The sequence below is a fragment of the Fenollaria timonensis genome (genome assembly GCF_001457835.1).
GTDB lineage: Bacteria > Bacillota > Clostridia > Tissierellales > Peptoniphilaceae > Fenollaria > Fenollaria timonensis.
Window position 1 is genome coordinate 159,397 of record NZ_LN898230.1, and the last position, 12,940, is coordinate 172,336.

The following is a 12,940-nucleotide window of genomic DNA, read 5'->3' on the forward strand; positions in this document are numbered from 1 at the left end:
ATAATGGTAGAAGTTATAAAATATGGATTTTATACTGTAAACTCTGATTACCTTGAATATCTAAATAAAGTAGATTCAGAAGTTTATTACAACCCATCGTATAGAAACAGTATAAAACCATTTGTTGGAATTATTGTTGGTATAGAAAATTATAATTATTTTATTCCAATTTCTTCTGCAAAGGAAAAACATAAAAAATGGAAGAATGTTTCTGATGAGCATTTTTTGATTTATGAAGTGATCGATAATAGTATTACTATAGATGGAGATATCTACAAATATTATTCTGATAGAAAAAAATGCACATATTATCTATATTGGATATTAAGAAAATGATTCCTGTACCGACTGATTGTTATGAAAGAATTGATTTTAACGAACTTGAGGATATTAGATATAAAGACTTATTTCAAAAAGAATACGCTTTTTGTTTAAAAATAAAAACAAAGGTCTTGATAAAGGTAGAAAAAATATACAAAAATCAAAAGAAAACAGGAATTATAAGAAGAGCAAATTGCAATTTTTCAAAGTTAGAAAAAGCAATGTTGGATTGGAAGCAATAGAATAAAGGCAGTTAAAGCGATTAGAAAAGTAAAAAATTCCAATCGTTTTTTTATTGCAATAAAAAGATAGCGTAAATGACATTTTAAAGTTATCTTTTGCTTACAGAAATTTAAAAAATAGAAAGAAATAAAGTTTAATAAATAAATATATAAAAATTTAGTTCATTTTTATCACTATAATGAGGAGGGATAAAATGCCAAGATATGATATAGTAGATTTAAGTAGAACAATCTATCTTGCAAAAGAAGAATTTAAGAAAGATATAAAAAAATATGAGGAATATTTAAAGGTATCAGGCAATAACTATAAGTATCCATATATACATCAAATATCTATATACAATATGGATCCAAAAGCAACAGCCTGTGCAGAATTTGATTATTGGAAAAGTATAGGTAGAAGCGTTAAAAGAGGCGAAAAAGGAATACCACTTTTAGATATAGATAGTGGAAGGATAAAATATATCTTCGACATAAGGCAAACAGTAAGTATTAATCATAATATTTCTGAGGTAAAGTTATGGAAATATGATAGCAAAAAGCATTTAAACTTACTAGATGAAATGATAGATAAGTTTAAAGAAAAAGATAGTAAGCTTCTATTAAGCCAAGAAGATAAAATTGCTGCCTTAGTAGAAAGTAATGTTAGAGGAAAATTCAATAAAATTTTAGAAAGTCTATCTGATGAAAGTTTAAAAAGCATTCAAAAGGTAGACCTTTTTAATTTGTTAAAAGAATCCGTAAAAATTTCTATAAGCGAGAGAATGGAGGTCTCATATCAGCTAAAAGAAGAAAACTTATCTTTACTGTCTAAAATATCAAGTTCGGACATAGACAAAGTATTAAGTATAAGTGCTAATATAAGTAAAAATATCTTACTTGATTTGGGAAGTGAAATAAAAAGATTAGAAATTTTAGAGAAAATTCAAGAAAGAAAAGATTTGGAGCAGACAAAAGAGCTTAAGGAGCGTTATAATAAATTAAGTTCTGATATAAACGGTGAAATAAATTTTAAAGGAGGCTTGGAAGATGAAAGAGAAATTAACATTGGCAGGCAAGGAATACCTCATGGAGGAGGGGATTTACACACCAATCGTCAAGGAGAATTCCTTCGAGAGACAGGGAGGGACATACAAGATGGAAGAATTGGAGGAAGGCATGGAAGTCCTAATACCCAATATGGCAATTCCCAAGGAAATAGATTTAAAGAAACTCAACAGATGGGGAAGGATGAGATTGAACTTTCTCAAGGAGAACAAAGAAGAGGATTATCAGATAATGTATTTGCAAGGGACATTGATGGATCATCTTCTATCAAAGGAAAAAGAGATAGAGGACTTTATCACGAGGGAAGAAGTCAAAATGATGGAAACTTGGGGTCTGACAGAAGAACTGAAAGAAGAGGACTATCTGAAATATCTGAGATTGAAGAAGAACATGGATATGACCCTACAAGAAATAGGGGAAAGGGAGATAATCCTAATCTAAAAAATGAGGAAGTAGAGTCTACTTCCTTTTTTTCTGCTAAAAATCATGGAGAGCAAATATCCTTCTCAAATCCAATAAGTCAAAGAGAAATAGATACATTTTTAATACATGGAGGAAATCATGAAGATGGAAGATTAGCAGTAATAGCAGAATTTTCTAAGGGTAAATCTTTAGAAGAACAGGCAAACTTTTTGAAAGAAATATATAGGGGAGCCAATGGTCTTGAAATTGAAGGAAGAAAGATATCTGCATGGTTTGGAAAGGAAGGAGCAATTTTTAAAGATGGAGATGAGGCAAGATATAGAGAAGGGCAAATAGTTTCTTGGAAAGATTTAGCTAATAATATTAATAATTTATTAGATAGAGGAGAATTTGCTAGCAATGTTGAGATTGTAGAAAGTGCGACATATGAAAGAGAAAAAATAGCAGAAAAATTATTGTATTTAAAGAGAGATCTTACTGATGAAACTAAGGATAGATATTTAGCGATTCTTAATGATATAAAAGGAAGAGGCTTCCCAGATGAAAAAGAAAATCTCGGGAAAAAACTTGAAGATAAAAATTTTATAAATAAACTCAGAAAAGAATACGAGGTATTTTTAGAAGAATATAAGATTAATCCTGATATTTTAAGATTTCATCATTATAAATTATCTAAAATCTATAATGATATCAATGATTTAGAAATAGAAAGAAAATTATATAGGTCAAATTTAAAGGATATTGCACCTATTCAGAGTTTTATAACACAAGATGAAATAGATGAAAGCCTAAAAAGAGGAAGCGGGTTTTCTGATGGAAAGAAAAGAATATATGAATTTTTTACTGAAAAGCATGATTTAAAAGAACAAGCAGATTTCTTGAAAAATGAATATGGCGTAGGTGGAAGTTCTCATGCACTATCTGCTGCAAGAGAAAGTGGTGAGTGGCACGATGCGAAGGGAATAAAATATAATAAAGGTAATGCAAAAGAAATACTACTATCTTGGTCTAATGTTGCAAGAAGAATTAATGACCTTATTAAAAAGAATAGATATATAGATGAAGAAAGTTTTGAAGAAAATAGGAAGAAAAAAACAGATCAGGAAATAAATAAAACAGAAAAAGAAAGCCAGGAGTATATAAATTATCAAGATGATTTGCCTCCAACTGATAATGATGTATATATAGAAAGAACAAATAATAGTTCTATATATTATTATCAAGGACAGTCTGTAGCAAGTATAGGTGATGATGGAAAACTTATCATTTATGATGAATTTATGCCAAACTTTTTAAAAGAAGAAATATATTCCATAGCCTTTGAAAAACAATTAGATATACCATTAGACCAGTTAGACGATGGAATTATTCTTGAGGGAATACATGACACTTTTTATATTAAAGAAAAGGAAGAAATAGAAGGAAGAGAATATTACCTTTTAGAAAGTCAAAGTCGATATGATGATATTCCAAATATTGTAGTTAATTCTAACAAAGAAGTTATAGATGATGATATAGTAAATGGTTTTGAAGAATTTAAGGAATTTTATCCTAATAAAAATAAAGAGAATATAGGTTTTGATTTAGATAGCCATAGAAAAGATGATTATTGGATAATTGAGTTTAATGAGGGTTCAAGTCTAATAGAAAAAGATTATGCAGGACAAAGGCTGACTAAAGAACTATTAGATGAAATAAGGGAAATAGATGAAAAGATAAGACTTCATAATAAGACCTTAGGAGAAGATGAATATGGGCAGATGACTGATAAGTGGGAGGGGTATTCCAAATTCTATTTTAACCATATAGTAGATGGGAAAATAGTTGATCACTATAAGATAGACATAGGTGATGGAAATGAGATCAACCAAAGAGACTTTGAATTTCTTTATGAACAAATAGGAAAAAGTCAGATAGAACTTAATCAAACTATAGAAGGAAATAAGATAGATGAAAAAATAATTTCAATAAATCAAATTGAAGATAGAATTTTTGATGTATTAGTTAAGGATAAAGTTTTAGAAAATGAAATTATAAAGGCAAGAGAAAACTTAGGAAATAATACCTTAGCAAGTTTTAACTCTGTATTCCAAAGAGAATATGTAAAAATCATGAGAGAAGTTGCCGATAAACAGGGAAATCTTCCGGATGATATGAAGGCAATAGATAAGGTTAAAGAATTAGCTATTAGAATAGAAAATAGATATAGAGAATATTTAAATAATTCACATGAAAACAATATAGAAGATGATAAGGAGATACTCTCTATAAAAGTGGGAGATATAGTTAGAACAGAGGATAATAAATATTTAAAAATAAAAGATATTTCCAGTGGATATGATAATAACCATAATCAAATAATATATTATTCATATGATGCCTATTTTGATAAGGACTTAAAACTATTCTCACATTCCTTTAAAGAAAGCGATTTAAAAGCTTTAGAAGTATTAAGAAATGAAGTAGAAGAAAAATTAACAAAAGAGATTGTAGAAGATAAAATAGCAGTAAAAGTAGGATTTTATTATGCTTTAGTAGATAAATATAAAACAAAGGATATAGAATTAGAAGAAACAGGAATTAGAGTTTATCCAAGAAAGGAAAACTCACAAGGAAAGATCTATACTTTATATAAAGGGAAATCTTTTGAAGATAGCAAAAAAATAGACAGTTTGTTTGATAAAATTACTGCCAAAATGAAAGAAGCAAATCTTACAAATTTAAATGATGTATTAGAATTGGAAAGGGAAGGTTTATTTGAAATTACTGATGATAAAGTTACAAAATTTGAGGAAGGCTATGATATAGATGTTCAAAGCTTTAATCAGCAATTTCCAGATTATTATAATGATATATATGTTTTTAATAAAAATCTTGAAATCAATGGAGCATATCAAAATTTAGCACATATAAATGAAGAAAATAAAATCACTTTTAATATAAATTTATCGCAAGAAGAAAAATCCAAAATTGAAGAAATAAGAGATAAGAAACAAGTTCTTTCCATGTTAATAGATAAGGATATCAAAGAAAAAAGAGAATACTATTTTGATCCTCAAGATGAAGAATACTTACTACTGTCAAAGAAAATAGAAGATGGATTATTAAAAAAACCAGAAAATATTATAGATGGAAAAGAAGGGTATAAGGTAGAGCTAATCTTAGATGTTAAGGGAAAATCTCTTAAACAAAATTTACGATACAATGGGTATATTTTAAATTCTAATCAAGCTATAAAATATAAAAGTTATAAGGACATATTAAGTAACTTACCTTATTTACTTGATGATAAACATAGAGAAGTGCTTTTAAATGGATATTTAAATCAGCAAATTGAAAATGATAGAACAAGGCAAGAAGAAAATCCATTTAAAGAAGGTATGAATGTTAGATACAAAGGAAAAGAATACACTATAACTGCCATTAACGATACTACAAGTCCTAAAACTATAGAACTAGAAGATAGCACAGGACTAATGAATGGTTTTATTACCGGAAGTGAAATAATTCTTTTTAATGACTACAAAGATCTTGATTTGGAAGTTATAAAAAAAGAGGAATTAATTCCGTTAGAAATAGAAGATTATAGTCTTTTAGGATTACCAGTTCAATTTAGAAATAAGGAATATTTAATTAAAGAAAATGAATTTAATGAAGCTGGAATGGGTAGATTAGCTTTAAGTACAATAGATAAGAGTGGTATTACTGAAGTAATATATAGTAGAGAAAGACCTGTTTCTAATATCTTTGTAAGAAAGGAAGATTTAGAAGAATATAAATCTAGTGAAAAAGATAAATTAAGTAAAAAACAATCTATCGATAAAGAGGAATTAGTAGAACAAATTAGCTTTGAAGATATTGACAATAATAACGAAGAAAAAGTTAAAAAAGACAATTCAAGGCTCTTATATAAAAGCCTTGATGTAATAAATAATAAATCTTCTCTTGTTGCTGATCAGTTTATAGTAAGTGTTGATAATGAAAAGGAAGAATTTTTAGTATATAGTTCATCTAATCCAAAAAATCATAGGGAATTTACTCTACCTTTTTCTTACCTCAAAGGAATTGACAAAATTGACGGAGATGGTAATTCATTGAAATTAACCACTCATAGAAAAGAAACTATTGATAAGAAGTTAGAAGAATATAAGGAATGGAAAGAAAATAATGATTTAATAAGGACTGATAGAGAGAATATAGAAGGTGTTTCTGAAGTTTCTTTAGAAAACTATAAAATTATTAATGAAGAAGAAATCCTACCACCTTCACAGAGATTAAAAAACAACATTGAAGCTATAAATGTCTTAAAGGCTTTAGAAAAAGAAAATAGAAGTGCAAGAAAAGATGAACAGGAAATTTTGGCAAAATATATCGGCTGGGGAGGACTTTCTGATGTATTTGATGAAGAAAAGGAAGGTCAATGGCTTGATGCAAGAAACTTTTTAAAAGAAAATCTAACTGGGGAAGAATATAATAGGGCAAGAGAATCAACCTTAACAGCTTTTTATACGCCGAAAGTAGTTATAGACGCTATCTATGAAAGTCTTTCTAATCTTGGATTTGAAATAGGAAATATATTAGAACCAAGTACTGGGACAGGGAGATTTATAGGAAATCTACCTGAAGAAATGAAAGAGTCAAACTTTTATGGAGTTGAATTAGATAGCATTAGTGGACAAATTGCCAAAGAACTTTACCCTAATGCCAATATCCAAATAAAAGGCTTTGAAGAAACTTCTTTTTCTAATAACCTATTTGATGTGGCCATAGGAAATATTCCTTTTGGAGAATTTAAAGTAGCAGATCGTGAGTACGAAAGAAATAACTTTCTAATTCACGATTATTTTTTTGCTAAAACTTTAGATAAGGTTAGAGATGGCGGCATCATTGCCTTTATAACATCTTCAGGAACAATGGATAAAAAAAGTGAAGATGTTAGAAGATATATATCGGAAAGAGCAGAGTTTTTAGGAGCAATAAGACTGCCAAATACTACATTTAAAGGGGTAGCTGGAACAGAAGTAACTTCAGATATAATCTTTTTAAAAAAGAGAAATAGGCTATTAAAGATAGATGAAGACTGGATAAAGCTAGACAAAGATGCAAAAGGACTAATATATAATAAATACTTTGTAGATAATCCTCAGATGGTAATAGGGACTATGGAAGAAATACCGTCAAGATTTGGGACAAGCCTTGCATGTATTGAAAATAAAGATATTTCTTTAGAAGAAGGACTAAAAAAAGCCATTAAAAATATCCAAGGTAGGTATGAAGAAGCTCAAATAAATGATGATTTAGGAGAAGAAACAATACCAGCTGATGATAGTGTTAAAAACTATTCTTTTGCTTTAGTGGATGATGAAATATATTTTAGAGAAAATTCAATTATGCAAAGAATATCCTTAAACCAAAAGGATAAAGATAAGGTAAAAAAATATTTAAGATTAAATGAAAGTCTAAGGAAAGTTATAACCTATCAAAGAGAAGACTATTCAGATGAAGAGATAAAAAAAGAACAAGAAAATCTAAATAAATTCTACGATGATTTCAATAGCAAACATGGAAGACTAAATTCAAAAACCAATAAAAAGTTATTTAGAGAAGATGCCAATTTTTCTTTAATTTCAACTTTGGAAAAATTAGATAAAGAAGGCAACTTTATAGGAAAATCTGACATCTTTAACAAGAGAACTATAAAAAAAGCTGTAATAATAGATCATACAGATAGGGCAATAGATGCTCTGGTACTCTCTATTAGTCAAAAAGGTAAAATAAATTTTGATTATATGGAAGAATTGACAGGAAAAACAAGAGATAAATTAATAGAAGAATTAAAGGGAGAAATATTTTTAAATTTAGATTCCTTTGAACCTAATGATATAAATCCATTTAAGTCTGCTAATGAGCTAGGAGATTTTTCAAGACCTTACGTAAGTGCTGATGAATACTTGTCAGGAAATATAAGAGATAAAATTGAAGTTGTAGACTCTTATATTAAAAACATCGAAAAAGAGTTAGGAAAGGAAGAAAATCTAGAGGATAGTAAACTCTTAAAAAAAGAATTAGAAGAGTTACATTTTCAAAAAGCAAAGCTAGTGGAAGTAATGCCTAAAGCACTAGATGCAAGTGAGATTACAGTTAGAATGGGTGCAACATGGATACCGGAACAAGATTACAAAAAATTTATGTTTGATTTGTTGAAAACACCAGTTTCATCAAGGTGGAATATAGATATTAAGTATTCTGACTTTACAGGAGAATATAGAGTTGAAGGAAAAAGCTCTGATAGGGACAATGACCTTGCTTCTTTTACCTATGGTACAAATAGGGTAAATGCCTACAAATTGATAGAAGATACTTTAAATTTAAGAGATACTAAGGTATTTGACCAAGTAGAAGACAGTGATGGAAAGAAAAAATCTGTGCTTAATCAAAAAGAAACAATGCTTGCAAGAAGTAAGCAAGAGATGATAAAAGAAGAATTTAAAAGCTGGATATTTGATGATGTGGAAAGAAGAAATAGATTAGTAGAAGATTATAACGAAAGATTCAATTCCATAAGACAAAGGGAATATGATGGATCTAATCTTACTTTTGAAGGAATGAATCCTGAAATAGAATTAAGAGCACATCAAAAAGATGCCATAGCAAGAGGTTTGTTTGGTGGAAATACTTTACTTGCCCATGAAGTAGGAGCAGGAAAAACCTTTGAAATGATAGGTATAGCCATGGAGTCAAAAAGACTTGGTATGAGTAATAAGTCAATGTTTGTTGTTCCTAACCACATTGTAGAGCAATTTGGAAGAGAATTTAATGAACTTTATCCAGGAGCTAATGTATTATGTGCTACAGAAAAAGATTTTACACCAGATAGAAGAAAAAGATTTTGTAGTCGTATTGCTACAGGAAGTTTTGATGCTGTTATTATAGGGCACAGTCAATTTGAAAAAATTCCTATATCAAAAGAAAGACAAGAATATGAATTGCAAGGTCAAATTGATGAAATCATTGACTATATAGATGAATATAAGAGAGAAAGGGATCAAAGATTTACTGTAAAGCAATTAGAAAAAACAAAGAAAAAATTAGAGACAAAGTTAGAAAAACTAAATGCTGATTATAAGAAAGATGACGTTGTAACCTTTGAGGAACTGGGAGTAGATAAGTTATTTGTAGATGAAGCCCACGCATACAAAAACCTCTATCTATTTTCTAAAATGAGGAATGTAGCAGGAATTACTTCTACAGATTCACAAAAATCATCAGATATGCTTATGAAATGCCGCTATATGGATGAAATAACTAATAATAAAGGATTAGTATTTGCCACAGGTACACCAGTAAGCAACAGTATGGCTGAACTTTATACCATGCAGAGATATTTACAGTATGATGAATTAAAAAAGATGAAATTGCAACATTTCGATTCTTGGGCGTCTACTTTTGGAGAAACAATAACGGCAATAGAATTAAATCCTGAGGGTAATGGTTATAGGAGCAAAACCAGATTTGCAAAATTTTATAATCTTCCTGAACTTATGAATACTGTAAAAGGATTTATGGATATTAAAACAGCTGATGTTTTAAATCTTCCTACACCAATTGCCCATTATGAAACTATAAAAACAAAGCCTACCGAAGAACAAAAAGAAATTCTTGAAACTTTTTCCGAGAGAGCAGATAAGGTTCGTGATAAGCAGGTAGATGCAAGTGTTGATAATATGCTTTTGATTACAAATGACGGAAAGAAAATGGCACTTGACCAAAGGTTAATCAATCCTTTACTTTCTGATGATCCTAATAGTAAGGTGAATACCTGTATAAAAAATGTATTTAGCATTTGGGATAAATATAAAGATAAAAAATCTGCTCAATTAATATTTTGTGATATGTCTACACCAAGTAATGATTTTAATATCTATGATGATATTAAAACAAAACTTATAGATATGGGAGTACCTGAAAATGAAATAGAATTTATTCATAAGGCAAAAAACAATATGGAAAAAGACGCTATCTTTGATAAGGTAAGAAAGGGAGAAATAAGAGTCTTGCTTGGTTCAACACAGAAAATGGGAGCAGGTACTAATGCCCAAGACAAACTAATTGCAATTCACGATCTTGATATACCATGGAGACCTGCTGATCTTTCTCAAAGGGCAGGCAGGATTGTGAGGCAGGGAAATGAGAATAAGGAAGTCCATATATTTAGATATGTAACAGAAAATACTTTTGATGCCTATCTATTCCAAACCTTAGAGAATAAACAAAAATATATTTCCCAAATTATGACGTCAAAGACTCCTGTAAGAGTTGCAGAAGATGTAGACGAAGCCACATTAAACTATGCCGAAATCAAAGCTCTTGCAACAGGAAATCCATTAATAAAGGAGAAGATGGACCTTGATGTTGAAGTTTCTAAACTTAAAATGCTAGAGTCCAATTTTAAATCAAATCTTTACAAGCTGGAAGATAAAGTAGTTAAATTTTATCCAAAGGAAATAGAAAGATTAAAAGAAAGGATAGAGAACTTAAAGGAAGATATTAAAAATGTTGAGCCTTATAGAGAAGTAGATAAAAATTTAAAAGAAGATAATAAATTTACCTCTCTAATTATTGACGGAAAGAAGTATATAGATAAGAAAATAGCTGGAGAGTTTTTGTTGAACAAAATTAAGGGAGTTAAAATATATAGGGAAATGGATAAAGATGGAGAAAAAATAGGTGAATATAGAAATTTTGATTTATCCATAAAATATGATTCTTTTTTCAATAAATATAACTTTATATTAAAAGGTAAGGGAGAATATAGAGGAGAGTTTGGAACAGATGAAATAGGTAATATAACAAGAATGGATAATGTATTAGATAAATTACCAGAAAGATTAGAAAATACAATTTCAAAACTAAAAGATACAGAAGAGCAATTTCAAACAGCCAAAATTGAAATACAAAAGACATTTCCACAAGCTGAACTTTTAAAGGATAAGACACTAAGACTTGCAGAAGTAAATAATTTACTAGATATGGGAAAAAGTGAAGATATAAGCCAAGATAATCCATTACTAGAAGAAGTAAAGGAAGAATTGATAGACTTCCTTAACAGAGAATATGATGAAGAAAACAGGTTAGAGGACTTTGATACTATATTTCCTGACTTAACAGATATAGGAATAGCTTATACAACTACACCAGATGAAAAACATGAAATACAAGTAAGTTTAGATTTAATAAATTACAAGATGAACACCTATGTAGATAAGAACCTAATTGACAGCTTTCAATACACCTATGATCCCTTAGATGCAAGTGATTTAAAAGAGCTAGTACAGATAAAGACATCTATTGGCTTTTGGAATTTTAGTGAGCTTGTATCAGTAAATGAAGAAAAACTGAGAGAAGTAATGGGACTTGAAATAGATGATGATGGAAACTTCTATGATCCATTATCTAAAGATATGGATTTAGATGGAATAATAGATAGAAATGATGCTGACTTTAGAGATAGTAAAGTGCAGGAAATAGGAGATTTTGAAAGGAAAGAAAAAACATCTATTATGGATAAATTAAAGGAATATAAGGGGAATTTAGCAGTAAATAATAATATAAAAGAAATAAATAATAGTGAACCATGTGGCAGATAAAACTTTAAATGAGATTATTAGAGGACAAAGAATATGGAATTTGATAGAGATAGATTTAATGAATTTATTCGAGAAAATTTTTCTTTTGATGGTGCTACTCAGAGAATAATTAACAATATAGTTGAATATGGAATTAAAAATTTTGCCACTTCAGAAGATAAATTAGTTGAATTTATTCAGACTACAATCGATGATCCAAAAGTTGAAGAAATAAAACAATTTATTATTAGTGATGGAAAGGAAGAAGAAATAAAAGATTTAACAGATAAGAAAGATAAAAATAGAAATGGAGGAATAAAAATGAATATAAAAAAGGGAAATGTAATTGAAACTGAATTTGGGGACACTATGGTATTGGATGTGAAAGATAATCAAGCTACCTTATTTGACGGAAAGCAATTTATTTTAGCCACAGGAGTAGAGTTTAACAAAGAAAGTGGAAAGTATGAATGGGATTCTGTTAGATACGCAAGTGATATAAAAACAATAGCAAATATGGAAAATACAAATTTTGAAAGCATGAAAAATACAATAGATTTTTTAGCAGAATATAATCATAAAGAATTTGTAAAAGGTATTATATCTCTTGAAACAGGAGTAGAAAATGATAATGTTCTTAATAATGCCTATGATAATTATATGAACGATTCAGTTATGGGTCTTATTGATGAAAAGTTTATTGAATATATAGACGAAGAAGAGTTAAAAGAAAATTTAGAAGCTAATCAAGAACAAGGAGATAGAGAAATGAAAGATATAGATAATAAAGAAAAGGATACATTAAATATAGATGGAAATATAGCAACTGATATAGAAATTAAAGATTTAAAATCAAAAGATGGGAGGGACTTTAAAGTAGCCTCCTTTTCTATTGCTGAAAATGACAAGGAAGGAAATGCAAAATTCATCAGCTGCTACGCCTATAATGACAAAATCAATCAAGTAAAAAATTTGAAAAAAGGAGATTTTGTACACCTATTTGGAAAAGAAAAGAAAAGTATGGGAAAGGATAATAAGGAATACACAAGTCTAAAAGTATACTCTGCAAAGTTATTAAAAGCTAAAGAGCATACTAAAGCAAAAGCATCAACAATAGGGAAATTAAAGGAATTTAAGACTAAAGGGAATATGAAAGTGGATGAAAAGAAGAAAAAGCATAATAGCATAGAAAGGTAAAAGATTATAGGGGGCAGGTTTTAGTCTGCCTCCTGTATTTTTTTATTGGTTGTCTTTAAGGGAAAATGATTGGTCATATTGAAA

5 protein-coding genes are annotated in these 12,940 nt (G+C 28.9%); all 5 read left to right on the forward strand.

From position 1 onward, the window contains the following. Window positions 1-3: 3 nt before the first annotated feature. The 5 genes from BN3004_RS08595 (at window position 4) to BN3004_RS03930 (ending at window position 12,856) form a co-directional block, all read left to right on the forward strand. On the forward strand, window positions 4-336 hold the full coding sequence (locus BN3004_RS08595) for a type III toxin-antitoxin system ToxN/AbiQ family toxin (RefSeq protein ID WP_008901382.1): 333 nt from the start codon (window positions 4-6) through the stop codon (window positions 334-336). Beyond that, window positions 318-563, forward strand: a complete 246-nt coding sequence (locus BN3004_RS08600; protein ID WP_261795379.1) for a type III toxin-antitoxin system ToxN/AbiQ family toxin — start codon at window positions 318-320, stop codon at window positions 561-563. The genes BN3004_RS08595 and BN3004_RS08600 overlap by 19 nt, the downstream gene beginning before the upstream one ends. Window positions 564-1,742: 1,179 nt before the next feature. Then, window positions 1,743-2,051, forward strand: a complete 309-nt coding sequence (locus BN3004_RS08645) for a TnpV protein (RefSeq protein ID WP_350310033.1) — start codon at window positions 1,743-1,745, stop codon at window positions 2,049-2,051. Between the two features lie 1,262 nt (window positions 2,052-3,313). Then, entirely contained in the window at window positions 3,314-11,680 is an 8,367-nt protein-coding gene (locus tag BN3004_RS03925; protein ID WP_432416310.1) for an SNF2-related protein, read from the forward strand. Between the two features lie 33 nt (window positions 11,681-11,713). Continuing rightward, on the forward strand, window positions 11,714-12,856 hold the full coding sequence (locus BN3004_RS03930; protein ID WP_058259945.1) for a hypothetical protein: 1,143 nt from the start codon (window positions 11,714-11,716) through the stop codon (window positions 12,854-12,856). Window positions 12,857-12,940: the final 84 nt, after the last annotated feature.

Bases quoted from the DNA above. Each gene is read 5' to 3' on its own strand.
- BN3004_RS03930 (WP_058259945.1), top strand. From the start codon at position 11,714: ATGGAATTTGATAGAGATAGATTTAATGAATTTATTCGAGAAAATTTT.
- BN3004_RS03925 (WP_432416310.1), top strand. From the start codon at position 3,314: ATGCCAAACTTTTTAAAAGAAGAAATATATTCCATAGCCTTTGAAAAA.
- BN3004_RS08595 (WP_008901382.1), top strand. From the start codon at position 4: ATGGTAGAAGTTATAAAATATGGATTTTATACTGTAAACTCTGATTAC.
- BN3004_RS08645 (WP_350310033.1), top strand. From the start codon at position 1,743: ATGGCAATTCCCAAGGAAATAGATTTAAAGAAACTCAACAGATGGGGA.